Source organism: Tistrella mobilis (genome assembly GCF_041468085.1).
Classification (GTDB): Bacteria; Pseudomonadota; Alphaproteobacteria; order Tistrellales; family Tistrellaceae; genus Tistrella; species Tistrella mobilis_A.
This window is the reverse complement of sequence record NZ_CP121017.1, coordinates 4,208,884-4,235,881: the sequence shown is the minus strand read 5'-3', so window position 1 is coordinate 4,235,881 and position 26,998 is coordinate 4,208,884. Positions and strand designations below refer to the sequence as shown.

General features: G+C 66.9%; 27 protein-coding genes and 1 tRNA gene. 6 read left to right on the top strand and 22 right to left on the bottom strand.

Annotated elements, in window-relative coordinates:
- Positions 1 to 121 precede the first annotated feature (121 nt).
- Positions 122 to 1,084 carry a LysR family transcriptional regulator gene (locus P7L68_RS24620; protein WP_372002451.1) on the top strand — a complete coding sequence of 321 codons (963 nt, stop codon included), beginning with the start codon at positions 122 to 124 and terminating at the stop codon, positions 1,082 to 1,084.
- Here P7L68_RS24620 and P7L68_RS24615 read toward each other — a convergent pair.
- From P7L68_RS24615 to P7L68_RS24585, 7 genes are all read right to left on the bottom strand, one after another.
- Positions 1,038 to 1,307: a hypothetical protein gene (locus P7L68_RS24615; RefSeq protein ID WP_372002450.1), complete on the bottom strand. Its 270-nt coding sequence runs from the start codon at positions 1,305 to 1,307 to the stop codon at positions 1,038 to 1,040. The two genes, P7L68_RS24620 and P7L68_RS24615, sit on opposite strands and share 47 nt — an antisense overlap.
- A 134-nt stretch (positions 1,308 to 1,441) precedes the next feature.
- A complete protein-coding gene (locus P7L68_RS24610; RefSeq protein WP_372002449.1) occupies positions 1,442 to 2,170 on the bottom strand; it encodes a FadR/GntR family transcriptional regulator in 729 nt (242 codons plus the stop codon).
- Positions 2,171 to 2,283: 113 nt separating this feature from the next.
- Complete coding sequence (locus P7L68_RS24605) at positions 2,284 to 2,832, bottom strand: TRAP transporter small permease (RefSeq protein ID WP_372002448.1); 549 nt, start codon at positions 2,830 to 2,832, stop codon at positions 2,284 to 2,286.
- 5 nt (positions 2,833 to 2,837) lie between these two features.
- Positions 2,838 to 4,145 carry a TRAP transporter large permease gene (locus P7L68_RS24600; protein ID WP_372002447.1) on the bottom strand — a complete coding sequence of 436 codons (1,308 nt, stop codon included), beginning with the start codon at positions 4,143 to 4,145 and terminating at the stop codon, positions 2,838 to 2,840.
- A gap of 102 nt (positions 4,146 to 4,247) precedes the next feature.
- Positions 4,248 to 4,973, bottom strand: a complete 726-nt coding sequence (dctP, locus tag P7L68_RS24595; RefSeq protein ID WP_372002446.1) for a TRAP transporter substrate-binding protein DctP — start codon at positions 4,971 to 4,973, stop codon at positions 4,248 to 4,250.
- Positions 4,973 to 5,377, bottom strand: coding sequence for a hypothetical protein (locus P7L68_RS24590; protein ID WP_372002445.1), 405 nt, complete (start codon positions 5,375 to 5,377; stop codon positions 4,973 to 4,975). The genes dctP and P7L68_RS24590 overlap by 1 nt, the downstream gene beginning before the upstream one ends.
- Positions 5,378 to 5,458: 81 nt before the next feature.
- On the bottom strand, positions 5,459 to 6,499 hold the full coding sequence (locus P7L68_RS24585) for a phosphotransferase family protein (protein WP_372002444.1): 1,041 nt from the start codon (positions 6,497 to 6,499) through the stop codon (positions 5,459 to 5,461).
- A gap of 237 nt (positions 6,500 to 6,736) precedes the next feature.
- Here P7L68_RS24585 and P7L68_RS24580 point away from each other — a divergent pair, with 237 nt between their 5' ends.
- Positions 6,737 to 7,585 carry an enoyl-CoA hydratase-related protein gene (locus P7L68_RS24580; RefSeq protein WP_372002443.1) on the top strand — a complete coding sequence of 283 codons (849 nt, stop codon included), beginning with the start codon at positions 6,737 to 6,739 and terminating at the stop codon, positions 7,583 to 7,585.
- A gap of 85 nt (positions 7,586 to 7,670) precedes the next feature.
- On the opposite strand, the gene P7L68_RS24575 is transcribed toward P7L68_RS24580, so the two are convergent.
- The 14 genes from P7L68_RS24575 to P7L68_RS24510 all read right to left on the bottom strand — a co-directional run bounded on the left by P7L68_RS24575 (position 7,671) and on the right by P7L68_RS24510 (position 22,448).
- A complete protein-coding gene (locus P7L68_RS24575) occupies positions 7,671 to 7,886 on the bottom strand; it encodes a hypothetical protein (protein WP_372002442.1) in 216 nt (71 codons plus the stop codon).
- Positions 7,887 to 8,032: 146 nt separating this feature from the next.
- Entirely contained in the window at positions 8,033 to 8,854 is an 822-nt protein-coding gene (locus tag P7L68_RS24570; protein ID WP_372002441.1) for an ABC transporter permease subunit, read from the bottom strand.
- An 18-nt stretch (positions 8,855 to 8,872) separates the two neighbouring features.
- Positions 8,873 to 9,811 (bottom strand): ABC transporter permease subunit, encoded by a 939-nt coding sequence (locus P7L68_RS24565; protein ID WP_372002440.1) that lies wholly within the window; start codon positions 9,809 to 9,811, stop codon positions 8,873 to 8,875.
- Positions 9,812 to 9,881: 70 nt separating this feature from the next.
- Positions 9,882 to 11,039: an ABC transporter ATP-binding protein gene (locus tag P7L68_RS24560; RefSeq protein WP_372006955.1), complete on the bottom strand. Its 1,158-nt coding sequence runs from the start codon at positions 11,037 to 11,039 to the stop codon at positions 9,882 to 9,884.
- Positions 11,040 to 11,194: 155 nt separating this feature from the next.
- The gene (locus P7L68_RS24555) at positions 11,195 to 12,334 is read right to left on the bottom strand and encodes a polyamine ABC transporter substrate-binding protein (RefSeq protein ID WP_372002439.1); all 1,140 of its coding nucleotides are present in this window, start codon (positions 12,332 to 12,334) and stop codon (positions 11,195 to 11,197) included.
- Between the two features lie 245 nt (positions 12,335 to 12,579).
- The gene (locus tag P7L68_RS24550; RefSeq protein WP_372002438.1) at positions 12,580 to 13,950 is read right to left on the bottom strand and encodes a glutamine synthetase family protein; all 1,371 of its coding nucleotides are present in this window, start codon (positions 13,948 to 13,950) and stop codon (positions 12,580 to 12,582) included.
- Positions 13,951 to 14,284: 334 nt separating this feature from the next.
- Positions 14,285 to 14,361 (bottom strand) — tRNA-Arg (locus tag P7L68_RS24545).
- A gap of 134 nt (positions 14,362 to 14,495) precedes the next feature.
- A complete protein-coding gene (locus P7L68_RS24540; RefSeq protein ID WP_372002437.1) occupies positions 14,496 to 15,524 on the bottom strand; it encodes an ABC transporter ATP-binding protein in 1,029 nt (342 codons plus the stop codon).
- A complete protein-coding gene (locus tag P7L68_RS24535; protein ID WP_372002436.1) occupies positions 15,521 to 16,558 on the bottom strand; it encodes an ABC transporter ATP-binding protein in 1,038 nt (345 codons plus the stop codon). The genes P7L68_RS24540 and P7L68_RS24535 overlap by 4 nt, the downstream gene beginning before the upstream one ends.
- A 71-nt stretch (positions 16,559 to 16,629) precedes the next feature.
- Positions 16,630 to 17,508: an ABC transporter permease gene (locus tag P7L68_RS24530; protein ID WP_372002435.1), complete on the bottom strand. Its 879-nt coding sequence runs from the start codon at positions 17,506 to 17,508 to the stop codon at positions 16,630 to 16,632.
- Between the two features lie 16 nt (positions 17,509 to 17,524).
- Positions 17,525 to 18,481 (bottom strand): ABC transporter permease, encoded by a 957-nt coding sequence (locus tag P7L68_RS24525; protein WP_372002434.1) that lies wholly within the window; start codon positions 18,479 to 18,481, stop codon positions 17,525 to 17,527.
- Between the two features lie 112 nt (positions 18,482 to 18,593).
- The gene (locus P7L68_RS24520; RefSeq protein WP_372002433.1) at positions 18,594 to 20,084 is read right to left on the bottom strand and encodes an ABC transporter substrate-binding protein; all 1,491 of its coding nucleotides are present in this window, start codon (positions 20,082 to 20,084) and stop codon (positions 18,594 to 18,596) included.
- A gap of 6 nt (positions 20,085 to 20,090) precedes the next feature.
- On the bottom strand, positions 20,091 to 21,230 hold the full coding sequence (locus P7L68_RS24515) for a P1 family peptidase (protein ID WP_372002432.1): 1,140 nt from the start codon (positions 21,228 to 21,230) through the stop codon (positions 20,091 to 20,093).
- Positions 21,231 to 21,467: 237 nt separating this feature from the next.
- Positions 21,468 to 22,448 carry an NAD(P)-dependent oxidoreductase gene (locus P7L68_RS24510; protein ID WP_372002431.1) on the bottom strand — a complete coding sequence of 327 codons (981 nt, stop codon included), beginning with the start codon at positions 22,446 to 22,448 and terminating at the stop codon, positions 21,468 to 21,470.
- A 134-nt stretch (positions 22,449 to 22,582) separates the two neighbouring features.
- On the opposite strand from P7L68_RS24510, the gene P7L68_RS24505 reads away from it, so the two are divergent.
- The 4 genes from P7L68_RS24505 to P7L68_RS24490 all read left to right on the top strand — a co-directional run bounded on the left by P7L68_RS24505 (position 22,583) and on the right by P7L68_RS24490 (position 26,020).
- On the top strand, positions 22,583 to 23,197 hold the full coding sequence (locus P7L68_RS24505; protein ID WP_372002430.1) for a pyridoxamine 5'-phosphate oxidase family protein: 615 nt from the start codon (positions 22,583 to 22,585) through the stop codon (positions 23,195 to 23,197).
- Positions 23,198 to 23,624: 427 nt separating this feature from the next.
- Positions 23,625 to 24,125 carry a YbjN domain-containing protein gene (locus P7L68_RS24500; protein ID WP_372002429.1) on the top strand — a complete coding sequence of 167 codons (501 nt, stop codon included), beginning with the start codon at positions 23,625 to 23,627 and terminating at the stop codon, positions 24,123 to 24,125.
- Positions 24,126 to 24,132: 7 nt separating this feature from the next.
- Positions 24,133 to 24,975 (top strand): pyrroline-5-carboxylate reductase, encoded by an 843-nt coding sequence (gene proC, locus P7L68_RS24495; RefSeq protein WP_372002428.1) that lies wholly within the window; start codon positions 24,133 to 24,135, stop codon positions 24,973 to 24,975.
- 181 nt (positions 24,976 to 25,156) lie between these two features.
- A complete protein-coding gene (locus P7L68_RS24490; protein WP_372002427.1) occupies positions 25,157 to 26,020 on the top strand; it encodes a VOC family protein in 864 nt (287 codons plus the stop codon).
- A gap of 78 nt (positions 26,021 to 26,098) precedes the next feature.
- Here the strand turns inward: P7L68_RS24490 and P7L68_RS24485 are convergent, their stop codons facing one another.
- The gene (locus P7L68_RS24485; RefSeq protein ID WP_372002426.1) at positions 26,099 to 26,809 is read right to left on the bottom strand and encodes a dienelactone hydrolase family protein; all 711 of its coding nucleotides are present in this window, start codon (positions 26,807 to 26,809) and stop codon (positions 26,099 to 26,101) included.
- Between the last annotated feature and the right edge of the window lie 189 nt (positions 26,810 to 26,998).

Below are 26,998 nucleotides of genomic sequence, written 5' to 3'. Positions count from 1 at the left end.
CCTTGCGCGACGCGGCTCCCTATAGCCTAATTGTTTAGGCCTGGACGTCTTGGTCTTGGATTTCGACAGAACAATTCCATGGACACGAACAATCTCGTGCTCGACCTGTAGGAAACCCCACATGGACCGGATCGATGTGATGAGGCTGTTCACCCGGATCGTGGAGCGTGGGAGTTTCGCACAGGCCGCGCGTGATCTGCAGATTCCACGGCCGACCGTGACCCATGCCATTCAGCAGCTTGAGGCGCGGTTGGGCACGCGGCTCCTGGAGCGGACCACACGGCGGGTGGCGCCGACACTGGATGGTGCCGCCTATTTCGAGCACTGCACCCGGCTGCTTGCGGATCTGGACGAGGTGGAGGGGGCCTTTCGCCATGCCCGGCCTGCCGGACCGCTGCGGGTCGACGTTCAGGGCACGCTCGCACGCTTCTTCATCATGCCCGAGCTTCCCGACTTCATCGCCCGCTACCCCGATATCAGCCTGCGCCTGGGCGAGGGGGACAGGATGGTGGATCTTATCCAGGAGGGGGTCGACTGCGTGCTGCGTGCGTGGGATCTGGCCGACAGTTCACTGACCGGCCGGCGGGTGGCGAACCTGGAAGTGGTGACCGTCGCCAGCCCCGACTATCTGGCCCGGTTCGGGGAGCCGCGGACTCTGGAAGATCTTGCAGGGCATCGCATGGTCGGTTATCTGGCCTCGGCGACCGGCACCGCCTATCCGCTGGAGTTCATGGTGGATGGCGTGCTTCGGACGGTCGACCTGCCGGCCGATGTGACGCTGACCGGAGCAGAACTCTACAATGCCGCTGCGCTGGCTGGGCTCGGCTTGATTCAGCTGCCGCGTTATCGTTTCGAACGTGATCTGGCCGAGGGGCGGCTTCGGATCGTCCTGCCGGAGCTGCCACCCCCGCCGATGCCGGTCTGGGTGCTGTATCCCCAGAACCGGCACATGCCGCTGCGGGTCCGGGTCTTCATTGACTGGGTGACCGAGATCTTCACCAGGGTCGCGCGGCATGGCGGGAACGTCCCGGCCGGGCTCAAACCCGCTTCTGCAGCCAGGCCTCGGCGCCGCGCCCCAGATTGAGAGCGGCCAGATCCCCCTTCACCTCGACCACCATCAACCGGTCGAGTTCATCATCCATGTACTGGGTGAGCCAGCCGCGCACCATTTCGGCCGAGGCCTCCAGGTCGATCAGCCAGGCGTCTTCCAGCGCATGGGCATGGGCCACCGAGGCGAGCGCCTTGTGCAGGCGGTCGTAACTCTGCCCTTCGGCGCGGAGTTCATAGGTCACCAGATAGACGGCCATCCGCGGATCGATCCCTTGTGGTGACGGCATCCGGGCCGGGACGAGATCCGTCCGGCGGTGCCGTTCTCCCTTCAGGTGATGTTCGCGGGCGGCATGTCAAAGGGCAAGCCCTCGTCGACATGTCGGGCCGTATCTCAACGCTCCTCGATCCGGTCCTCGATCGCGCGGCCCGAGAGCAGCCAGCCGCGGCGCAGATCCTCGATATGGCGGACCATCCAGGTCGAGGCCTCGTCGGCATCCCTGAGCTTTAGTGCCGCGACGATCGCCCGGTGGGCCTCCAGATTGCGGCGGGGCGCCTGCTTCACCTGTTTGCCCAGTTCGACATAGGGCCGGAACAGCAGCTGGCCGATCGGCTCGCGCGACAGCATCAGCGCGCGATTGCCGGAGAATTCGGCCAGCATCGTGTGGAATTCGGTATCGACGCCGTCGGTCGGCTCACCGGCCGCCACCAGACGGGCGGTGGCATCCAGGTTCACATCCAGCGCGTCGATCTGCGCGTCGGTGATCCGGGCGGCGGCGAGCGAGGCGGCAAGCGGTTCCAGGACCCGGGCGACCTCCCAAAGCTCCTTGAACTTGACGTCATGCATCAGCAGCGCACGTTCCATGCGGGGCGAGATGTCCTCCTGCCCCGGGATGGCGATCACCAGCCGCTTGCGGCCCTCCCGCCGGAGCAGCCCTTCGCTTTCCAGCTGGCGGATGCCTTCGCGGATGGTGGAGCGGTTGACACCGAAGCGTGTGGCGAGTTCGGTCTCGCTCGGCAACTGCTCGCCCGGCTTCAGCCGGCCGTCGACGATGAGGCGCTGGAGTTCCTTCGAGACGACCTGATAGGCCGGCGGGATCTTCAGTTTCGCGATCTCGAGCATGACGACCGTCCAGAGCATCCGGGGTGATAACGTGCCGCATCGGTGTAACCGAACCGCCGGGCGGGGGAAAGCCGTTCCGGTTCCGCAATTTACCCATGAACCGCCCGATGGGCCTACTGGCCCCCGGCGGTGAGGTCGGCATTCGCCGTGGACAGCGGAACACCGGTCGCGAAATGCCGGATGTGTTGGCCGATCTGCCAGACCATTTCGATCGCCATCAGCCCCAGCGCCAGCGGCACCATCATGATGAACGGCCAGACCGGGAAGAAATCGGACCCCAGCTGCATGGTTCGTCCGGTCCTGAGGCCGGTCGCCGCATATTGCGCCAGATACCAGAACAGGAACAGGAAGATCACCAGCTCCACCGCCAGCATCAGGATGGCGACCGCCGACCCGGCTCGCCGGGGCAGGGCGGTCGCGATCACTTCCAGCCGGGGAAAGATTCCGTCGCGATGGGCAAGCGGCAGGGCCCAGAACACCATCAGCGGAAAGAGCATCCGTTCGATGATGTTGTAGGCGCCGGGGACGAGATCGGTGTGCAGCGCATAGCGGCCGAAGACGCTGAGCACGGTCAGGATCATCACCGCGAACAGGCAGAGACCGGCGCCGATCGAGGCCAGCCCCCACTCGAAACGGCCAAGCAGGCCGTAAAATCTGGTCATGGATCTCACCGGAGGTTGCCGGGCAGCCAGGTGACGATCCCGGGAAACAGGATCGTGGCGCCGATGACGATCACGGCCGAGGCAAGTGCAAACTTGCCCGCCGGGCGGAAGACCTCGGCCACCGGATGGCGTTGCGCCGCGGCGGCGGCATAGGCGGACAGTCCGACCGGGGGCGTCAGCAGGCCGAGGGCGATCATGAAGCTGGCGAGAACGCCGAACCAGAGCAGGTCGATGCCGGCTGCTTCCAGCATGGGCAGCACGATCGGCACGATCAGCAGGATCACCGCGGCACTTTCCAGGATCATACCGGCGACGAACAGCACCACCATCAGCACGGCGACCAGCAGGCCCGGGGAGCCGACCAGCGGCTCGGCGAGCCCCAGCAGCTCGCGCGGCAGGCGCGAGAACGCCAGGAAGCGGGCGAAGATCTGGGCGCCGATCACGATCAGCATCAGCATGGCCGAGATCTTGACGCTGTCGGCCAGTGCGGCCGCCAGATCGCGCCAGCCGATGCGGCGCATGAGGGTGAGGCCGACGAGGGCGGTGAACGCACCGACCGCACCCGCTTCTCCCACCGTGATGATGCCGGTGTAGATCCCGCCGAAGACCACCAGCATCAGGGCGAGCATGAACAGCGAGGCACCAAGGGCGCCGCGCTCCAGTTCGGCGGGCTGGTCGGGACGGGCACCAGGGGCGGCACCTTCCGGGCGCAGTTCCTCAAACAGGGCGAGGCAGCCGATATAGACCAGCATGCACAGCAGCCCGGGGCCCAGCAGGCCGATGAACAGGGCGCCGATCGGCACCGAGGTGATGGCACCGTAGATGATCACGATCAGGCTGGGCGGGATGACCGCCGACAGCGATCCGGCGACGGCAGCAAGGCCGATCGCGAAGCGGCGGCTGTAGCCGACCCGTTCCAGCTCGGGTGCCGAAAGCGTGGCGAGCGAGGCGGCGGATGCGGCCCCGGAACCTGAAACGGCCCCCAGCAGCCCGCCGATCACGAGCGTGGCCACGCCAAGCGGAAACCGCCTGTAGCCGGCCATGCGATGGCCGACCCGGAACAGGTCGAGCACCAGCCCGCCGCGAAGCAGCAGCTGGGCCATCAGCAGATAGAGCGGGATGATCGACAGCGAGTAGTTCGACGCCGTGTAGAACACGTCCTGGCCGAGCACGCCGTTCAGCACCCGCGGCCCCGTCCAGAGCAGGATGCCGACGATGCCGGTCCCCAGCAGGACCGTGGCGACATGCTGGCCGAGCAGCAGGAAAAAGACGAACCAGCCGGCGACGATCAGCAGGATGATGTCGTGGGACATGGGATCCGGGCCTTGCACGGGACCTTCGGGCCCGCCGACGTTACCGGCGGGAGAGCGGAGGGGAAGGGCCGGACCCTGTCGGGGATCCGGCCGGCCGGCGGATCAGGCGCCCTTTTCGAGATAGGCGGCCACACCCGCGGGCAGCTTGCCGCCCTGTTCCTCGACCAGCTTCGCCCAGAGGCGGGCGGTGGCAAGGCCCGGATGGCCGGCAGCCTCGGTCTGCTCCACCCAGCGGCGCCAGGTCGCGGTCGAGGCGGTCTCGATCGCCGCCTTCAGGTCGGGAGAGATGGTCGAGAGATCGGCGAAGGTGGAGCCTTTGGCGGCGGCGGCTTCGCGCACCTCGGCGTCCTGGGCCTCGATCAACTCAGCATTGCGCAGCGCGATCTCGCGCGCCGTATCGGCCCAGAGCTTCTGCTCATCGGCGGAAAGTCCGGTCCAGCCGGTGTCCGAGATGGCGAGATAGCTGCCCCAATGACCGACGGCGACGCCGGTGATGGTGTAGGTCAGCACGTCCTGCAGCGAATAGGACCGCCAGTCGCCGATCGAGAGGATCGTGCCTTCGACCGTGCCACGCGACAGCGCTTCATAGGACGCCGAAGAGGGCATGGTGACGGGCGTGGCACCCAACTCGCTGAGGAAGATGGTGTGCAGGGCGGAGCCGGCGCGCAGCGGCATGCCCTTCAGGTCCGCGGCCGATTTGGGCGTCTTGTTGGCGAAGCTGATCGCATAGGCCGCCGTGGTGCCGACCGGCCAGGCATGGATGCCCTTGGAGGCGATCTCGTAGTCGTAGAAAGTCTTGCCGTCGACCAGCTCGGTCGTGCTGTCCATCAGCGCCAGGAAACCAGCTCGGTCGTGCTGTCCATCAGCGCCAGGAAAGCCTTGGTCTGGGTGACCGAGCTGGTGCCGACCGTCGGCAGCTGGGTGACGTCGGAGAGCGGGAAAGCGCCCTCGTGATAGGGGGCGAGCAGGGGGGCGGCCACGTCGATCGCGCCGCCCTGCAGCGCGTCGAGTTCGCGGCCGACCGAGGTGAGTTCGCCGGCATAGAAGCGGGTGAAGGCGATGTCGCCACCGCTCCGCTCTTCGATCGCGTCGGCAAAGAGATCCATGTGCTTGCCGACCCAGAAATGCACCTGGGGCAGCGATGACGCCACGATCAGGTCGGCGCCGGCCTGGGCACCGGTGGCGGCGATGGAAAGGCAGCCGGCGAGGGCGGTCATGGCGAAGCGGTTCATGGGCAGTCCTCCCTTGGCGTCCGGATCGTCGGGCGTCCGGATCTTCGTCTGTCGGGCCGCCGGGCGGCGGCGATGCGGCTGTCAGGCGGTGGCCTCTTCGATGAGGGCCACAGCCCGGGCAGCCAGGGCCGGCGCCAGCCGGCCGACTTCGGCGGCGTCATCGGATGCGGCATTGCCCTGACGGGCCCGGGCCGCGATGCCTTCGAAGATCACCGCATTGCGGAACAGGGCGAGCACCAGATGGAAACGGGTGAGCGGGCCGGTCCGGCCCGAGGCCTCGAAATAGGTTCGGCAGAACGCCTCCATTTCGGGCAGGCCGAGTGCTGCGCGGTCGAGCCCGGCAAGGCCGCGGCCGTATTCCTCAGGCCGCATCATCCAGGTGTAGATGCAGCTGTGAGCGAGATCGGCGAGCGGGTGCCCCAGGGTCGACAGTTCCCAGTCGAGCACTGCGACGATGCGGGGCTCGGTCGGATGGAACATCACATTGCCCAGGCGGAAATCGCCATGGACCAGGGTGGTGCTGTCGTCTTCGGGCAGGTTGCGGGGCAGCCAGTCGATCAGCCGGTCCATCGCCGGATTGGCGGCGGTGGCGGAGAGCTGCCATTGCTTTGTCCAGCGGGCGATCTGGCGGGCCGCAAAGCCACCGCTGCGGCCGTAATCACGCAGCCCGACCGCCACCACATCGACCGCGTGGATGGCGGCGAGCATGCGGGCGAGGGCGTCGAAATAGGCTCCGCGCCCGGCGACCGGGATGTCGGGCAGGGCATTGTCGTGCAGCACGCGGCCGTCGACCCGCTCCATGACATAGAACTGGGTGCCGATGACCGTCGGGTCGTCACAGAAATGGACCATACGCGGCACAGCGACACCCGTATCGGCCAGTGCCGCCTGGACCCTGTATTCCCGATCCACCGCATGGGCAGATGGCAGCAGCGTGCCCGCCGGCCGCTTGCGCAGCACCAGGCGACGGCTGCCGGTGTCGAGAAAATAGGTCGGGTTGGACTGACCGCCGCCGAGCCGGGTGAGGCTGACGGTCGGTCCTGCGCCGTCGACCCGTGCGGCCAGATAGGCGGCCAGGGCCTGGGCATCGATATCGCTGGAGGGAGATGTGGTCAGGGTCATGGCGGAAACGGGTCCGGACGTCGGCCGGAGGTGCCGGCGGTCATGCGGGGAGAGCTCCGCCAGGGGCGGGGCGGAGGACGATCTGGATGAGGCGGGCTGGAGAGCGTGGAGCGGCCCGGCGGGCGCGACATCGTCGTTGAACTATAGCTAGGAGGACGGCTATCCTTCTGTCAATCGGATTGTCCGACAAACAGACGAATCGAGGCCGCACGGAATCCGGCCCGGAGGAGGAAGCCCATGGTCTTCGAGGACATCGCCTATGCGGTGGACGGCCCCGTCGCGACGATCAGCTTCGCGCGCCCGGAGGTGATGAATGCAGCGCGGAACGAGACGCATCTGGAGCTTCAGGCCGCGCTGGATGCGGCCGATTGTGATGACGCCGTGCGGGCCGTGATCGTGACCGGTACCGGTCGGGCCTTCTGTGCCGGCACCGATATCTCCGACGGGTTCCGGCTGCCGGCCGGCGGCGATCCCGAGACGGGCGAGGGCGTGCCTGCAGATGTGGGCGGCGTGACCGTGTTGCGGCTGTTCCGGATGCGCAAGCCGGTGATTGCGGCGATCAATGGGGCTGCGGCGGGCTTCGGGGCGACCTTTACCCTGGCCATGGATATCCGGCTGGCGGCAGAGGCGGCGAAGTTCGCCTTTCCCTTCACGCGGCGGGGCATTTGTGCCGAGAGCTGTTCCAGCTGGTTCCTGCCCCGGCTGGTGGGCATGCAGACCGCCCAGGAGTGGATGCTGACCGGGCGGACCTTCCCGGCCTCGGAGGCCCTGGCGCGCGGGTTGGTCCACGAGCTGCTGGCCGCGGAAGACCTGTTGCCGCGGGCACGGGCGCTGGCGCTGGACATCGCGGAGAACTGCGCCCCGGTCTCGGTGGCGCTGAACCGCCAGCTGCTGTGGCGGATGATGGGGGCGGATCATCCCGAGGCCGCGCACGCGCTGGAGAGCCGGGCGGTTGCGGCCCGGATGGCGAGTGACGACGTTCGCGAGGGCGTCGCCAGCTTCAAGGAGCGCCGGGCACCGCGCTTCCGCGACGGGCTGGCGGATGCGCCCTACATGACCGCCTGGTGGCCGGATCTCAAGGGATGAGGCTTTTGCCCGTCTGGAACTGAAAAGGGGGCTGCCCCTTCCCGGGCAGCCCCCTTTTGCCTACCGAACGTCGCTGAAGCGACGGTCAGACCTCGCTGCTGCGCCGGCGCCGCGTCCAGGACGAGGCAGTGGCACCCAGGGTGGCGGGACCGAGCAGCCGGTTCATCGGCCGCATGTTGCGCGATCCCATGGCGTTGCCCCGCAGACGGCTCTCGACCGACTCGGACCGGGGAAGCGGCTGCGCCATCAGCGCGCGGCCTTCGAACCCGCCGGGCAGGGCAAACAGATGTGCAAGACGCACGAGACACCTTTTGGTGGTTGACGATGAGGTGAAGATAGCGCATAAGCGCCCGCTTGTGCAGAGGGGGGCGACAAGATTCCGTCGGCCCCCCGCGCGCGGCTGCCCTGCGCGCCTCACAGCCCTGGATCGGGCTCTCCGTCCGCCCCCTAGTTCTGTGCCGACTGGGCAAGCCCGCCCGATTTGCGCATCATCCGCGCCGCCAGGATCACGGCGATCGTCACCAGCACCACCAGGATGGTGGCAAGGGCGTTGATCTTGGGGCTGACGCCCAGACGCACGCTTGAGAAGATGACCATCGGCAGGGTGCTGGAGGCAGGGCCCGAGACGAAGCTTGCGATCACCAGATCGTCGAGCGACAGGGTGAAAGACAGCAGCCAGCCCGCCACCAGGGCCGGGGCGATGATCGGCAGGGTGATCACGAAGAACACCTTGGCCGGATGGGCGCCCAGATCCAGCGCCGCCTCTTCCAGGCTGATGTCGAAGCTCGCCAGCCGCGACTGGACGATGACCGCGACATAGGCGGTCGAGAAGGTGACATGGGCGATGATGATCGTCATCACCCCGCGGCCGGCCGGCCAGCCGATCATCTGTTCCAGCGTCACGAACAGTAGCAGCAGTGACAGGCCGGTGATCACCTCGGGCATCACCAGCGGCGCGCTGATCATACCCGAGAACAGGGTCCGGCCCCTGAACCGGCCGAAGCGTACCAGCGCCACCGCGGCCATCGTCCCCAGGATCAGGGCCAGCGTGGCCGAGATCGCGGCGATCCGGAAGCTGATCCAGGCGGCGTTCAGGATGGCATCGTCACGCAGCAGCTCGCCATACCATTTGGGCGAGAACCCGGCCCAGACGGTGACCAGCCGCGATTCGTTGAAGGAATAGACGATCAGCAGCAGGATCGGCACATAGAGGAACAGGAAGCCGACCAGCAGCGAGGTGAGGCGGAACCAGGGAAAACGGGTGGCCATGATGCTCTGTCGCTCCCCTTACCCGCGCCCGGCGCCGCGCGCCTGCACGTTCTGGAAGATCATGATCGGCACCACCAGCAGCAGCAGCATGGCGATGGCGACCGCGGATGCCACCGGCCAGTCGCGGTTCTGGAAGAACTCGTTCCACAACACCCGGCCGATCATCACCGTGTCCGGTCCGCCCAGCAGGTCGGGGATGACGAACTCGCCCATCGCCGGAATGAAGACCAGCATGGCACCGGCGATCACGCCCGGCATGGAGAGGGGCAGGGTAATGGCGAAAAAGGCCTTCACCGGCCGGCAGCCCAGATCCGCCGCGGCCTCCAGGAGGCTGAGGTCCATCTTTTCGAGCGTGGCGTAAAGCGGCAGCACCATGAAGGGCAGGTAGCTGTAGACGATGCCGATCACCACCGCGAAGTTGTTGTTGATCAGCGGCAGCGGCTCGCTGATCACGCCGGCCCACATCAGCGCGTTGTTGATCAGGCCGTTGCTCTGCAGCAGCCCGATCCAGGCATAGACCCGGATCAGGAACGACGTCCAGAAGGGCAGCACGATCAACAGCAGCAGCAGCGGCCGGATCTTCTGGTCGCTGCGGGCGATGGCATAGGCCAGCGGATAGCCCAGCAGAAGCGACACGATGGTCGAAACCGCCGCCAGTTCCGCGCTGTTGAGATAGGCGTGGATGTAGAGCGGATCGTCGAGCAGATAGGCGTAGTTGCCGAGATTGACCGTAACGGTCAGCGCCAGGTCGTCGACCCATTCCAGCAGCGGCGTATAAGGCGGCTGGCCGATGATTGCCTCGGCGAAGCTGATCTTCAGGATGATGACGAAGGGCAGCAGGAAGAAGGCGAGCAGCCAGACATAAGGCATCGCCACCACGATGCCCCTGCCGGGCAGCGGCAGGCGCAGGCGACGGCCGGCATCGGGCCTTGCTGCGGGCGTTTCGAGATCGGCCATCCGGTCGGTCCCTTCGGCTCGGGAAGAAGCATGGAGAGGGGCGGCATGCCCGGCGGTCAGGGCAAGGCCGTCAGGCCATCAGCACCACGGCGTTGCCGGGATGCCACGAGATGTAGACTTCGTCGTCCCAGGAAATCTCGGGTTCTGCCAGGCGCAGCATGTTGTGGGTGGTGGCCAGCACCATCTTTCCGCTCGCGAGGCGCACGTGATAGGTCGACACGTCGCCCAGATAGACGATGTCCTGAACCACGCCCTTGTACACATTGGGCGTATCGGTGGGGGCGGTCAGGCTGAGCCGGACCTTCTCGGGGCGGATCGCGACCCACAGCGCCTGGTTCTCGGTTGCCGACACCCCGTGTGCGACCTGGATCTGGCCGCCGGTCTCTTCGCTGTCGATCACCGCACCGTCGGAGTGTTCTTCGGCGACATAGCCTTCGAACATTGTCACCGAGCCGATGAAATCCGCCACGAAGCGGCTGGTCGGGTACTCGTAGATCTCGTTGGGGGTGCCGATCTGGTCGATCCGGCCCGAGCGCATCACGCCGATCCGGCTCGACATCGTCATCGCTTCTTCCTGGTCGTGGGTGACCATGACGAAGGTGACGCCGACCGATTCCTGAATGTTGACCAGCTCCAGCTGGGTGCGTTCCCTGAGCTTCTTGTCGAGCGCGCCCAGAGGCTCGTCGAGCAGCAGCAGCTTCGGCCGCTTGACCAGGCTGCGGGCCAGAGCCACGCGCTGGCGCTGGCCGCCCGACAGCTGGTCGGGCTTGCGGCGCATGAAGTCCTGCATCTGGACCAGCGTCAGGACGTCCGCCACCCGCTCGCGGATTTCCGCCTTGGGCAGCCCTTCCTGCTTCAGCCCGAACGCCACGTTCTGCTCCACGGTCATGTGGGGGAACAGGGCATAGGACTGGAACATCATGTTGACCGGCCGCTGATAGGGCGGGACCTGGGCGACATCGACGCCGTCGATCAGGATCTGGCCCGCGGTCGGGGTTTCGAAGCCCGCCAGCATGCGCAGCAGCGTGGTCTTGCCGCAGCCGGAGCCGCCGAGCAGCGAGAAGAACTCGCCGCGATAGATGTCGAGCGACAGGTCGTCGACCGCGACGAAATCGCCGAAGCGCTTGGTGACGCCGACGATCCGCACATAGGGCACGGCATCGTCGTCCGCCCAGGGCTGGGACGGTGCCGGCCGGGCGGGGCGCGTGGCCCGCTCGCGCTGTTCCATGGTCATCGGGAACCATTCCCTCCGCAGGCTGCGGGATCTGCCCGGCCCGGGCCGACATCCCCATGTCCGGACCGGGCCGTCACTGCCGGAACGCGAACGGGGCGACCGCCTCGACCCTATCGGACAAGACGGCCGCCCCGATCGATCATGAAAACTCAGCCTTCGCTGCCGCTACGGATCCGGGTCCAGGCGCGGGTGCGGGCACGCTCGTATTTCAGGTCGTGCGGGGTCACCACCCACAGCCGGTTCATCGTCTCTTCCGAGGGATAGATGCCGGGGTCGTTGCGGACGTCTTCCGAGACCAGAGGCGTTGCCTTGGCATTGGCATTGGCGTAGGCGACATAGTCCGAGATCGCCGCCGTCACCTTGGGCTCAAGGATGTAGTTGATGAAGGCGTGGGCGTTCTCGGGGTGCGGCGCATCGGCCGGGATCGCCAGCATGTCGAACCAGAGCTGGGCGCCCTCGTTCGGGATCACATAGACGATCTCGTTGCCGTTACTGGCTTCCTCGGCGCGGTCGCGCGCCTGAAGGATATCGCCCGAATAGCCCATGGCCACGCAGACCTCGCCATTGGCCAGGTCGTTGATGTACTGGCTGTTGTGGAACTTGCGGATATGAGGCCGGATTTTCATATAAGCCTCGGTCACCTTGTCCACATCCTCGACCTTGTGACCGTCCGGATCGAGGCCCAGATAGTTGAGCATGGCCGGGAAGGTCTCGTCGGGGCTGTCCATCACCGAGACGCCGCAATCGGCCAGCTTCGCGACCACCTCGGGGTCGAAGATCAGGCGCCAGCTGTCGAGCGGGGCGTTTTCGCCCAGCCGTTCCTTGACCATCTTGACGTTGTAGCCGATGCCGGTCGTGCCCCACATATAGGGCACCAGGTGCTCGTTGCCGGCATCGTATTTGGCCACCCGCGCCATCAGCTTGGGGTCGAGATTGCCGAAATTCGGAATCTTCGACTTGTCGAGCTTCTGATAGATGCCCGACTTCAGCTGGCGCGCCGCATAAGGCGCAAGCGTCGGACCGACGATGTCGTAGCCGGAGCGGCCGGCCAGCAGTTTCGACTCCAGCACGTCCTGGGTGTCATAGACGTCGTAATTGACCTTGATGCCGCTCTGCTGCTCGAAATTCGGGACCGTATCCTCGGCCACGTAGTCCGACCAGTTGTAGACGTTCAGGACCTTCTCCTCGGCGGCCTGGGCACTGCCCAGGGCGAGAAGCGCGATACCGGCAGCAAGGCCGGTCACGGCCGCAGAGCCGGTGGTCGGGCGACGGGTGCGTCGGTTGGTCATCGGGCGGCGCCTCATCCTTATCATGCGCGGGCGTCTGTCCGCGCTCGGTTCCGCAACGGCAGACTGCCGGCGATCGCGAACGACCGCCTGCCGGCTGCACTTCGGGGCGAGCCGGAGCACGGCGGGACACCATGCTCCGACCGGCATTTTTCGACAAGGCGCCTGCCGCGGTCAACCGCGGCCGGGGGAAGAGGGACGCCGCTCGTCACGTTTTCCGAAAAAATTCGTCTTGCAATGACGAACGATTATACGTTGAGCAGCAGACACTCCCGCTCCCACGAGGAGATCACGCTGGAATAGGCGTCGTATTCGGCCTCCTTGACCGCGATCAGCACCTTCACGAAGCGTTCGCCCAGAAGCTCGACCAGCGGGTCGCAATCGGCCAGCTGCGAGAGGGCGTCGGGCAGGTGGCGGGGCAGGCCATGGGCGCGGACATAGGCCGACCCGCGCAGCGGTTCGGTGGGTGTCAGCCCCTCCATCATGCCCAGATAGCCGCAGGCAAGGCTGGCCGCGATCGCGAGATAGGGATTGGCATCCGCGCCCGGCACCCGGTTCTCGATCCGCCGCGCATCGGGCTCGGAATGGGGGACGCGCAGGCCGCAGGTCCGGTTCTCGTAGCCCCAGTCGACATTGATCGGGGCGTCCGAATGCCGGATCAGCCGGCGGTAGCTGTTCACATTGGGCGCGATCAGCGGCATCACCGCCGGCAGGTATTTCTGCAGGCCGGCGATAAACCCATAGAGCAGTTCGGAACTGGCGCCACCATCACCCACGAACAGGTTTCGCCCGGTCTCGATATCGGTGAGCGACTGGTGGATATGCATGGCGCTGCCCGGTTCGCGCTGCATGGGCTTGGCCATGAAGGTCGCATAGACCTTGTGCCGGATCGCCGCCTCGCGGACAGTGCGCTTGAACAGGAAGGTCTGGTCGGCCAGGTCCAGCGGGTTGCCGTGGTTGAAGTTGATCTCCATCTGCGCCGCCCCGGCCTCGTGGGTCAGGGTGTCGATATCGATCTCCTGCGCCTCGCAGAAGTCGTACATCTCTTCGAACAGCGGATCGAACTCGTTGACGGCGTCGATGCCGAAGGCCTGGCGACCGGTTTCGGGCCGGCCGCTGCGCCCGACCGGCGGCTCCAGCGGGTAGTCCGGATCGTGGTTGATCTTGACCAGGAAGAATTCCAGCTCCGGCGCCACCACCGGGGCCCAGCCCTTGTCGGCGAAGCGTTGCAGCACCCGGCGGAGCACGTAGCGCGGGGCGATGTCACAGGGGCGGCCGTCCAGATAATAGCAGTCGCACAGCACCTGAGCGGTGGCGTCGACATACCAGGGGACCTTGCGGATGGAGTTCTCGTCAGGCTTCATCCAGACGTCGGGCATCGCCTCGTCGGTGATGTCCTCGTCCGGGTATTCCCCGGTGACGGTCTGGGTGAAGACCGGTTCCGGCAGCCGGAGCCCGTGGCTCGTAAGGCTGCGGACGAATTTGTCGGCGGGCAGGATCTTGCCGCGGGCGACCCCGCTCAAATCCGGCACCAGGCATTCGATTTCGGTGATCGCGTTGGCTTTGAGCCAGTCCGCAAGGCTGTCCATGAACCACCCGAAGCTGAGAGAACCCCGCATCCGGTGCCATCCGGCCGTTGTCGCCCGCCTCCCCACGAAGGCGCCGTCATCCGACCGCATGCCGTGCTTCCGCCGAAGGGCAGCCGGATCGGGCCGGCCATCGGGGAGGACGTGGATACGAGGGGCCTGTCCGCCGGGTGCGGTGGGCGCGTAAGGGGGCCGGGCGGCCGGAAAAACCTGAAGAAGAACTGGACCGGGCGTCCGGACGGTGGGCCTGGCGGACCGACACGTTACCCATCAAGGATAAGCCGGCCGTCATCAGGCTGGCAAGGGGGCCGCAGAAGTCCTGCCCCAAAAGAAACAGGGGATCAGCCTGCTCGGCTGATCCCCTGAATGGCGCACCGGGGAAGATTCGAACTCCCGACCCCCAGATTCGTAGTCTGATGCTCTATCCAACTGAGCTACCGGTGCGTATCTGTCCTCATCTTCGGTGGTGTCCGGAGCGTCGTCCGGGCCACCTCGTCGGGACGGGCGGAACTTAAGGCGAGGCGGCGGGGAATGCAAGCGAAATGTGGCGATTTCTTGAACCCCCCGCCACGCCGCCGTCAGACGTGGTGACAGGCGGCCAGACGCCCCCCTGCGACGGGTTTCAGTTCCGGGCGCTCGGTGCCGCAGCGGGTTGTCGCCCGGCTGCAGCGGGGCATGAAGGCGCAGGCCGGCTTCGACTGGCCGGCAGCCTGCGGCTGCAGGGCGGGCCCCTGATCCGCCGTCTGGCGGGCGCGTCTGCGGCGGCTGCGGGCGGGATCCGGGACCGGCACCGCCCCAAGCAGCATCTGCGTATAGGGATGAGCCGGTGCGCGGAAGATCTCGGCGGTTGCACCGGTCTCGACGATCCGGCCCAGATACATCACCGCCACCCGGTCGGTGACGTGGCCCACCACGCCAAGATCATGGCTGATGAACAGATAGCCCATGCCGACGGCCGCCTGCAGGTCCATCATCAGGTTCAGCACCTGCGACTGCACCGAGACGTCCAGCGCCGAGACCGCTTCGTCGGCCACGATCAGCTTCGGCCGGGTGATAAGCGCCCGCGCGATCGCGATACGCTGACGCTGGCCGCCCGAGAATTCATGCGGGTACCGGTCGGCATCGGTCGGGCGCAGGCCAACCTGGGCCAGCGCTTCCGCCACCCGGCCGGCCCGCTCGCTCTTCGTGCCGACATGCAACCCTTCCATCGGCTCGGCGATGATCCGTTCCACCTTGTGGCGCGGATCCAGCGAGCCGTAGGGGTCCTGGAACACCATCTGAAGGTCGCGGCGCCGCTTCAGCAGGTCGCGGCCCTTCAGCGCGAACAGGTCGTCGCCGTCGAACCAGACCTTGCCGGCACTGGGGGCTTCCAGCGCCACCACGGTGCGGGCAAGTGTGGACTTGCCGCAGCCGGACTCGCCCACGATGCCGACGCTCTCACCCGGCGCCATCTCCAGATCGACACCATCCAGCGCGCGCAGCACCGGCGGTGCCTGGGTCAGCCGCTCGCGCGGCAGGCGGTATTCGCGCACCAGCCCCTGAATGCGCAGCAGGGGCGCCCGGGCGGCATCGGCCGCGGGTCGGGGGGCAGTTTCTGCGGCGATCATGCGGCGAACTCCGGAATATGCTCACCCTTGGCCACCGGGTGGACGCAGGCGACACCATGATCTGCGGCCAGGCGCACCCAGGGTATGTCGCCGGTGCAGGCGGTATCCGACCGGGGGCAGCGGCCGGCGAAGGCGCAGCCGGGCGGCAGGCGCCGCGGATCGGGCACCGTGCCGGGAATGGTCGCCAGCCGCGGCCTGGTATGGGCCGGGCCGTCACCATCGGCTGCATGCTCCAGCCCATGGGCATGGGGGATGGCCGCGAACAGGCCGTGGGTGTAGGGGTGGCCCATCTCGGCGAACAGCGGCTCGGTCGGTGCCGCCTCGACGATCGATCCCGCATACATCACCGCGGTCTTGTCGACCGTTTCGGCGATGACGCCCAGGTCATGGGTGATCAGCACCAGCCCCATGCGCATCTCTTCCACCAGTTCCACCACCAGATCCAGGATCTGGGCCTGGATGGTGACGTCGAGCGCGGTGGTCGGCTCGTCGGCGATCAGCAGCTTGGGCTCGCAGGCAAGGGCCGCCGCGATCATCACACGCTGGCGCTGCCCGCCCGAGAGCTGGTGGGGATAGAGGTCGAGCGGGAAGCGCTTCGCATTCAGCCCCACGCGTTCCAGCAGCCGCCGGGCGCGATCATCCGCTTCGGCCCGGCCGATGCCGAGATGCAGGCGCATGCCTTCCGAGACCTGCTGGCCGATGGTCTTGACCGGGTTGAGCGCGGTCATCGGCTCCTGAAAGATCATGGCCATGTTGCGGCCACGGCGCTTGCAGAGTTCAGGCTCCGACAGCCGGGTCAGTTCTTCGCCGGCCAGCCGGATCGATCCCTCGACCATCGCCTTGTCGGGCAGCAGGCCCATGATGGCGAGCGCGGTCATGGACTTGCCGGAGCCGCTTTCACCCACCAGGCCCAGCATCTGGCCGGCGGCGACGTCGAAGCTGACGCCGCGCAGGATCGGCGCCGGGCCGTCGGGCGTGGGCAGCGTCACCCGGAGATCTGCGATCGAGAGCAGAGGCTCGTCGGTTGCGGTCATGGGGCTGGCGGTCCTTCAGGCACGGGCTGGGTTGGAAGGATGGGCGGGCTGGGGGAACCGGAGGCCGGGCATCAGCGGGCCCGCCGGAGCTTGGGGTCGAGCACGTCGCGAAGGCCGTCGCCCAGCAGGTTCAGGCCGAGCACGGTGAAGACGATGGCAAGACCCGGGATGATCGCGAGCTGCGGCGCCATGTAGATGAAGGTCTGCGCCTCGTTCAGCATGCGGCCCCAGCTGGGGGTGGGGGGCTGGGTGCCGAGGCCCAGATAGCTGAGGCCCGCTTCGGCCAGGATCGCGAGCGCGAACTGGATGGTCGCCTGCACGATGATGATCGACAGGATGTTGGGCAGCACATGGTGCAGCGTGATGCGCACCGGGCCCTTTCCTGCGAGGCGCGCGGCCATGACGTATTCGCGCGACCAGACGGCGAGGGCGGCACCACGGGTGATGCGGGCGAAAACCGGCACGTTGAAGATGCCGATCGCGAGGATCGAGTTCACCGCGCCGGGGCCGAGCAGGGCGGTGATCATCACCGCCGAGAGCAGGGCCGGGAAGGCGAAGGCGAAGTCGCTGAAGCGCATCACCAGTTCCTCGATCCAGCCGCGCCGGGCGGCGGCGAGGCAGCCGAGGGCGGTGCCGATGGTCAGGCCGATGCCGACCGCGACCACGCCGACCAGGATCGAGTTCTGCGCACCGGTCATGATCATCGACAGGATGTCGCGGCCGAACTGGTCGGTGCCGAACAGGTTGGTCGCGGATGGCGCCTGCAGGCGGGCGCGGACATTCATCTTGGTCGGATCGAGCGGCGTCCAGAACAGCGAGGTCGCCGCGATGCCGAGGAAGAGCAGGGTGATCACGCCGCCCACGACGAAGTTCCGGCTGGCGAGAGCCCGACGGAAGATCTCGGCTGCGGCCGAAGGGCGACGGATGGTGATGGCAGTGGTCTGGGTCATGGGGTCCTCCGCCGGCTCAGAGCATGTCGCCGCCGCGCCGGAGACGCGGATCGAGGGCGGCATAGGACAGGTCGACCAGGAAGTTCACGAACACCACCACGGCAGCGATCACCACCACGAGGCTCTTGACCGTGATCAGGTCGCGCTGGGCAATCGCCTGGAAAATCAGCCGGCCGACGCCGGGCAGGGCGAAGACGTTTTCGATGATGATCGTGCCGGCGAGCAGTGACGAGATCTGCAGGCCGAGAATGGTGACCACGGGGATGAGCGCGTTGGGCACGGCATGGCGCCAGAGCGCCGAACGCCGGTCCAGCCCCTTGGCACGGGCGGTGCGGACATAGTCCTCGCGCAGCACCTCCAGCACGGATGAGCGGGTGATGCGGGCAAGGATGGCGGCCTGAGGCAGGGCGAGGGCGATGGCCGGCAGCAGCAGCGCGGAAAGCGCCGGGCCGATGCCGGCATCCCAGCCGGGAAACCCGCCGGCGGGTGTCCAGCCCAGGTTCACCGCGAACAGGATGATCAGCAGCAGGGCGAACCAGAAGTTCGGCACGGCCACGCCGATCTGCGAAAAGCCCATCACGCCCACATCGCCCAGCTTGTTGTGATTGCGGGCAGCAAACACGCCGAGCGGGATGGCGATCAGGGTGGACAGCGTGATCGCGAACAGGGCGAGCGGCACGGTGATCGCCACGCGATCGGCCAGCAGTTCGGTCACCGGCACGCTGTAGGTGTAAGAGCGGCCGAAATCGCCCACGATCATGCCGCCCAGCCAGCCGAAGAAGCGGTCGGTGAGCGGCTGGTCCAGCCCGAGCTGTGCGCGCAGCGCCGCCACCGTGTCGGGCTCGGCATTCAGGCCGAGCATGACTGCGGCCGGGTCGCCCGGCAGGATTTCGAGCACGACGAACACGACCGTTGCCGCGACCAGAAGGGTCAGCATCAGTGTGATCAGCCGTCGGAACAGGAACAGGGCCATGGAGCCGGCGCGTCCTCGGGTGGAAGTGTCGGTCTGGAAGTGATGGTGGCGTCGGGCAGGCGGTGCTGGTTGCCCTGCGGCCGGATCAGTCCGGCCGCAGGGCGAAGACCGGTCACTCGGTCCAGTGCACCTTGGTCAGGTCGTTGACCTGGAAGGGACGATCGGTCCACAGGCCTTCGACCTTGGCGTTCCACACGCCGTACTGCGGCAGTTCGAACAGGAAGGCGTTGACCGCATCCTCTGCCAGCATCCGCTGCGCGTCGCCATAGAGCTTGAGGCGCTCATTCTGGTCGGTGGTCGTGTCGAGCTTTGCCATCAGCTCGTTGAACGCAGGGTTCTTGTAGTTGAAGTAGTAGTTGTCGCGGGCATAGATCCCGATGTCCATGGGCTCGGTGTGGGAGACGATCGTCATCCCGTAAGCCTTGTTCTTGAACACCTGATCCAGCCACTGCGCCCATTCCAGCGGCACGATTTCGGCCTGGATGCCGACCTCGGCCAGCATGGCCGCGATGATCTCACCGCCACGACGGGCATAACCCGGGGGCGGCAGCATCAGCGCGGTCTTGAAGCCGTCCGGATAGCCGGCCTCGGTCAGCAGCGCCTTGGCCTTCGCCGGATCGTAGGGGTAACGGTCGGTCAGATCGACATAACCGGGCGCGCTCGGCGAGAAGTGGCTGCCGATCGGGGTACCGTAGCCAAACTGGCCGTCGATCACCGCCTGGCGGTCGATGGCATGCGAAACCGCGCGACGCACCCGGATGTCGTTGAACGGCTTCACGCCGTTGTTCATCGCCAGGATGGTCTCGCCCTCGGTCATGCCGATCGCGACCTTGAAGCGCGGATCGGCCTCCAGCTGGGGCAGGTTTTCGGGGGCCGGGAAGTTCGAGAAGGCATCCAGATCGCCCGCCAGGATCGCCTGCAATGCCGCCGCCGGATCGGCGATGAACTTGATGGTGGCTTCCTTCAGCGCGACCTTGTCGCCCCAGTAGTCGTCATTGCGGGTCAGTTCGACCCGGTCACCCTTGACCCACTGCTTGAACTTGAACGGGCCGGTGCCGACCGGCCGGGTCTTCTCGGCCTCGCCTGCGCTCTCGGGTGCCACGATCGCGGCATCGCCCCAGGTCAGGTTGAACAGCATCTGGCCGGCCGGCTTCGACAGCTTGAGAACCACCGTCGAGGCATCCGGCGCCTCGATCGACGCGATCGGCGCGAACAGGCCCTTCTGCGCGTTGACGCTGTTCGGCGCCATCGCCCGCTCGAAGCTGAACTTCACGTCGGCCGAATCGAAAGTCGTACCGTCGTGGAATTTCACGCCCTGGCGCAGCTTGAAGGTATAGGTCAGGCCGTCATCCGAGATGGTCCAGCTTTCGGCCAGCAGCGGCTGGATATGGCCGCGCTCGTCGAGGCGGACCAGACCCTCGAAGACGTTGATGAAGACGACCTCGTCGATCGCCGCCGCGGCACCCGCGGTCGGATCGAGATGCGGCGGTTCCAGCACCGCACCGATCGAGAAGGTGTCCTTCGCGGCGAAGGCCGCGGCCGGCCCGAAGGCGACCGCCGTGCCAAGAAGCGCCGCGGCGAGCCACGGCTTAATGGTGCCCATGTTCTATCAGCCTCCCTGCGCGGCCCGATTGAGCCGATGCCCGTGAACGGACCGATAGCCGGGATAACGTCCCAGCGTCTCGGCCGCATAGACGCCGCGGGTCAGGGCACGGGCGACGCAGTCGGCCGCGTGCATGCCGAGCCGCGCGACGTCCACCACCGGATTTGCAAGCGGTCGCTTGCCGGTGGCGAGGACGAAGATGGTATCACCGTCGAACGGCGTGTGCATCGGGCGCACCGCGCGGGCATAGCCGTCCTGGGCCATGATCGCGATGCGCTCCGCCTCCCCGCGGGTCAGATCCGCATCGATGGCGACGATGCCGATCGTGGTGTTGCCGCCGGCCGCTGCGGCGGCGGGGTCGCCGCCGTCCAGCTCTGCCGGCCTCTTCGTCGCCACGTCCGCCCTCTCCCCGGCGGTCGTGGTGTCCAGCACCTCTCCCGGCACGCCTGGGCGGCCGGGGGTGAAGGTGAAGTCGTGAGTGGAGGGCTTCGCCAGACAGTGCAGCGGCTGCCCTCCGAATTCGTCGTCGATCTCGTGAGGCCAGGCCCAGAAGCACGGCGTGCCCGGGATGACGGGTGTACCGAAGGAATTGCAGGCCACCAGCGCGCCCACGGTATAGCCTTCGCCGGTTACGATCGATGCGGTGCCAAGGCCGCCCTTGTAGGCGCCGGCCTTGGCGCCGTAGCCGGCGCCGGCATTGCCTTCGGCGACGGTGGTGCCGAGGGCGTCCATTGCCTGGCCGGCCAGCCTCCGATAGGGCGGCTCATCGCCCCAGTTCTTGTCGCCGCCATTGACCAGATCGAACAGGATGGCAGATGGCACGATCGGGATGATCGCATCGCCGATCTGCACACCCCGCCCCTGAGCTGCCAGGCGCGACATCACCGCCGAGGCCGCATCGAGCCCGTAAGCCGAGCCCCCCGACAGGACCACCGCATGCACCTTCTGCACCATCGACGCCGAATTGAGGGCATCGGTCTCGCGGGTGCCGGGGCCGCCGCCGCGCACATCCACCGCCGCCAGCATCGGCTCGTCCGGCACGATCACGGTGACGCCGCTCCACAGTCGGTCGTCATGCGCCTGTCCGACCTTGATGCCGGGGACGTCGGTGATCGCGTTCAGCGGACCGGGGCGGAACTGGGTCATGTTTCGGGAAGCGCTCCTGAAAATCGAGAGGGCGGAACGGTTTCGGGACCGGCGGCGACGACAAATCCCGACATGTGAAGGCTACCAGTCGGCAGGCTTCGTCCGATTGTTTCCCCCTTCATCAAGTCGGGAAGCCTAGCGATACATTTTTTTCCGGTCAACTCTTTGGAAAGATTTGATCTTGTTTCTTCTCGTGGATGTTTCGTTTCTGATATTGTCTTGAGGATTTCTGGTGGCCTATCGTGCTGCGACATCATCGCCAGAGGCGCGGAACGTGTCGGTGAGCAGCAGGTGCAGGGCGCTGTGATCAAGCTCACCCCGGCCCTGGTCGACCAGCCGGGCGAAGGCATCGCGCACCAGCGCCGAGGCCGGCATGGCCAGGCCGTTGGCATCTCCCAGCCGGGTTGCCTGCACCATGTCCTTCAGATGGATCCTGCACTTGCCGCCCGGTGTCAGATTTCCGATCACCATGCGCTCGCCATGCTGGCGCAGGATGGTGCCGTCGGCGAAGCCGCCGATCATCGCCTCGCGCACCCGGGCCGGATCGACGCCGGCCGCCTCGGCCAGCGCCAGGGCTTCGGCCACCGCCTGGATCACCACGCCCACCACCACCTGGTTTGCAGCCTTGGCGACCTGGCCGGCGCCGGGGCTGCCGATCCGGGTGATGCGGCTGCCCAGCACCTGAAGCACCGGCAGCGCCGCCTCGAAGGCTGCATCGTCTGCACCGGCCATGATCGAGAGCGTTGCCGCTTCGGCCCCGCGGGTGCCGCCGGATACCGGTGCATCGACGAGGCTCGCCCCACAGGCTTGCGTCAGGCGCCGACCTATGTCCGGTGTCACCAGCGGATCCGTCGTGCCCATGTCGACGACCACCCGGGGCGCGGGCCGTGCGGTTGCCACGCCGTCCGTGCCGAACAGCACGGATTCGACCGCGGCGGTATCCGTGACACAAAGAACGACGATCCCGGCACCGGCAGCCGCTTCGGCAGGGCTTGAAGCCGCGCGGGCCCCCGTTGCAGCCGCGACCTCCGTGGTGGTGGCGGGGCTTCGGTTCCAGACGGCCAGATCCGCCCCGGCGCGGGCCAGGTTGATCGCCATCGGCCGGCCCATCAGCCCCAGGCCCAGCATGGCGATCCGCCGGCCGTCGAGCCGTGGCCTGCTGGGGGCTGCTTCGCCCGAGGAGGAGGGTGGGGCGAAGCGATCGGTGGTGCTGGTCATCGGCTGGCTCCGGCAGGGGGCATGTCGCGGGGCGACTGATCACTGCATGATGGTATAAGCTCGGCCACGGGCTCAATGACGGCGTCATCCGGTGTTTCGGTTGACGGCCGTCCCTGACAGAAACCGAGGATGTGATGACCGGGCATGTCGTGACCACCGAAGCCGAACTCGACGCACTCTACGGCACCCCGGTCGAGGCGTCGCTGATCAAGGAAGTACCGGTTCTGACGGCGCCCTATCGCGCCTTCGTCGAGGCTGCCCCGTTCTTCGCCCTCGCCACCGTCGCAGCCGAGGGGCTCGACTGCTCACCGCGCGGCGATCCGGCCGGCTTCGTGCGGGTGCTGGACGAGCGTACCCTCGCCATCCCCGACCGCCGGGGCAATAACCGGGTCGACAGCCTGCGCAACATCGTCCGCGACCCCCGCGTCGCCCTCATGTTCCTGATCCCGGGCAAGGGCGAGGCGCTTCGGATCAACGGCCGGGCCCGCATTTCGACCGATCCGGCGCTGTGTGACAGCTTTGCCGTCGACGACCACCTGCCCCGCACCGTGATTCTGGTTGCCATCGACACGGTCTATTTCCAGTGCGCCCGGGCGCTGATCCGGTCCGGGTTGTGGACCCCTGAAACATGGCCTGTCACCGACACCCTGCCCACCGCCGGGCAGATGCTGAAGGCCGCCCGCCAGGATTTCGATGCCAACGGCTATGATGCCGAGGCGGTCACTCGCCTTCCACGCACCCTGTACTGACCACACCGGCGGGGCTGAGAACCGGGGCCCCGTCGATTTTCCGGCAGATTTTCCGGCCGCCGGAGCAGATGCCCCGTCATCGGCCAGGGCCTTGAGCCTGTGGGATTTTCCGGCCGTGGCGGGTGCGCTGCGGAAAGACGTTGCATCCGCACCGCCATTATGGCTAAACAACGGGCCTTGCGGCTGACCTGGGCTTCGTGCACGCTGCCGACGTAGTCGGTTTACGCCGTCTGCGCCACAAGATGTGGTAGCCGCCTCGAACCCGACGGCAGGCCGCCGCACCGCGGGAGTGACGAAAATCCGTGCTCTCGCGGAGGTCCGGCAGGTCGTCGTGTTCTCGCCCCCACCTTCGCGCCAGCGGCGGTGTCCCCGAGACCGCCGCCGGGATCCGCGGCCTGCAGCCGCCCGCCCAAGGAGGCGATCGAGCATGTCTTTCATCATCGCGGAAGCCGAAGACGTCGTGGCCAATCCTCTCGATCTCGTCGAACAGATCGTCATCGCCAACGAATGGCCGTTCGACCGCCAGACCGAAGACGAGATGGCTGTCGAAATCACCGGCAAGTTCTGCGACTTCCGCCTCTGGTTCGCGTGGCGCCCGGAGACTGCCGCCCTGCATCTGTCCTGTGCGCTGGATATGAAGGTGCCGGCCGGCCGCCGTACGAACATCTATCCGCTGCTGGCGCAGCTGAACGAGCGCCTGTGGCTGGGCCATTTCGACCTCTGGACCGAGGAATCGGTACCGCTGTTCCGCCATACCCTGCTGGTCCGCGGTGGTCCGCTGACCCCTGAGCATGTGGAAGAGGTGGTGGACATCGCGGTCTCCGAATGCGAGCGCGCCTATCCCGCCTTCCAGTTCGTCATCTGGGGTGGCAAGACGGCCGACGAGGCCATCACGGCTGCCATGTTCGAAACCGTCGGCGAGGCCTGATTCCCTCATGTCCAGCACATCTGAAGCCGGGACGGCCGGTCAGCTGCTCGTGATCGGCGCCGGCCGGATGGGTGGCGCGATGATCGAAGGCTGGATCGCCCGTGGCCGCGATCCGCACAGCATTACCGTGATCGACCCCTCGGTCGAAGGCCGGACCCGTCTGCAGGACCGTGGCGTGCGCGTTGCGGCGGATGCCGATGCGGTGTCCATGCCCGATGGCGGTTTCGACGTATTGGTGGTGGCGGTGAAGCCGCAGAGTTTCGAGGTGGCCCTGCCGCCGGCGGCCCCTCTGGTCGGGCCTGAAACCCTTGTGGTCTCGGTTGCCGCGGGCAAGACGGTGCAGACCCTGCGTGATCTGCTGGGCCACCCGCGCAAGGTGATCCGGGCGATGCCCAATACCCCTGCGGCAATTGGTCGCGGCATCACCGGCTGCTATGCCGTAGCAGAGACGGATGGCCGCGATCGGGCCCTGGCCGAAGGTCTGCTCTCGGCCGTTGGCGAGGTGGTCTGGATCGAGGACGAGGGGCTGATCGATGCGGTCACCGCCGTCTCGGGCAGCGGACCGGCCTATGTTTTCCATATGATCGAAGCAATGACCCGCGCCGGTGAAGAGGTGGGCCTGCCCTATGAAACGGCGCGGCGGCTGGCGCGTGCGACCGTGATCGGCGCCGCAGCGCTGGCCGACGCGTCGCCTGAGACCGAGACCGCATTGCGGGAAGCCGTGACCAGCCCCGCGGGCACCACCGCAGCTGCCCTGTCGGTGCTGATGGACCGGCAGACGGGGCTGCCGCCGCTGATGGCGCGCGCGGTCACTGCCGCACGCGACCGCGGCCGGGAACTCGCCGGTTGACGGCTCGCGCTCGGGAACCATGGGTTGCGGGATAAAAGGGCGGCGTCTGCCGCCCTTTTTTATGAGCCTCACCCGGGAGAAACAGGGCCGCATCACGGACCAGCCCACGCATGGGTCTTGCTCCGCAGCCCGGTTCGGGTCACTAATCGGCAAAGCCCCACAAAAGCGGAGCGCCGGAGAGATGACCCACGCGATCAACGGCATCGACCATGCCATCATCGGTGTCGCCGACCTGGAAGCGGCACGGGAACGGTATCGGCGCCTCGGCTTTGCCGTCACCGACCGCGGACGCCATGTTGGCTGGGGCACCGCCAATTATTGCGTCATGTTCGATGACGACTACCTGGAACTGCTCGGGCTGATCGATTCCACCGCCTTCACCAACGGCCTGGACCGCTTCCTCGAAAAGGGTGAGGGCGGGCTGGGCGTGGTCTTTTCCACCCCGGATGCCGAGGCATCGCATGCACTGCTTGGGGCGGCAGGGCTGGTTGCGCCCGAGAATGCGCTGCGCAATCTGGGCCGGGTGATCGAGAACGGCCCCGATGGCGGCCCGGTGGAACTCGCCTTTCGCAATGTCCATCTGGCCGATGGTGCCACGCCCGGCATTCCCGCCTTCCTCTGTCAGCATCTGACGCCCGAGAAGATGCGTCGCCCGGACTGGCTGGCCCACCCCAATACGGCGCGCAGCATCCTGTCCGCCACCATCGTGGTGGATGACGTGAATGCCGCCGCCGATGCCTACTCCCGTCTGTTTGGGAGTGGTGCGGTCACCCCCACCGATACCGTGATCGCGGTCCATACCGGGCGTGGGGTGCTGATGTTCGCCACACCTTACGACCTGCCCAATCTGCATCCCGATCTCGATGACGAGCCGCGCGCTCATGATCACGGCCTGGTGGCGCTGCAGATCGGTGTCGCCGACCGCGACCGCACCGCAGCTGTGCTCCAGGAAAATGGCGTGGCCTTCGATCGCGAGCAGAACGGCGATCTGATCGTCGGACCCGAGGAGGCCTGCGGCGTGCTGATCGAGTTCACCTCCGCCTGACCGGCGGCGCCTGCATCGACCTATGACAAAGGGCGGCCCCGTCGGAGGCCGCCCTTTGTCGGTTCATGTGCGGGATCTTCAGAGTGGCGGCCGGCGCGGACCCGACAGGCGGCGATCCAGGAAGCGCAGGGTCACTTCCATGGCATAGCGGGCTTCTTCCGGCCGATAGTCGGGCCGGGCCTCGCAATTGAATCCGTGCCCTGCCTGGGGATGGACATAGATCTCGGCACCCGGCGCCGTCACACGCAGTTTGTCTGCGGTGGGACCTGCGGGGATATGGCTGTCGCGCCCGCCCAGATGGACCAGCAGGGGCGCCACCGGCTTGATGCCCTCGTCGAGATATTTCGGTACCTGGCCCCCGTAATAGCTGACGGCGGCATCAACCGACAGTTTCGCGGCTGCCAGATAGGCAAGACTGCCGCCCCAGCAGAAGCCGACCACACCCACCGGGAAGGCAGCGCCGTGGCGGCTGCGCAGAAGATCGACCGCCGCGGTGACGTAGGCCAGTGCCTCGTCGTCCGGCACCTGGCCTTTCAGCTCGATGCCGCGTTTCAGGTCGTCCGGGCCATAGCCCAGTTCGGTACCGGGAGCGACCCGGTCGAACAGGGCCGGCGCCACCACGTCATAGCCCGGCAGGGCAAAGCGATCGGCCACGCCCCGGATGTGGGCGTTCACCCCGAAGATCTCCTGCAGGACCACCAGGCCTGCCCGGGCAGGCTGGCGCGGAGTGGCGTGCCAGGCCGAGATCGACGTGCCGGTCGCGGCATCGAGACGGATGAACTCACCCATATGCGGAACCTCGTGACGATGTTGCGGCAGGGCGCCCGGAAGCGCTGGCGCCCCCTCTCAGATACGACAGGACGTCCGGCAACGGAAGAGGGGGCATGCCAGGACCAGGATTGACACTGTCTGGTCGCACGACCAGCTGCATGCCCGGCGTCATGATACCGGGACAGATCTTCGCAAGGAGACCACCGC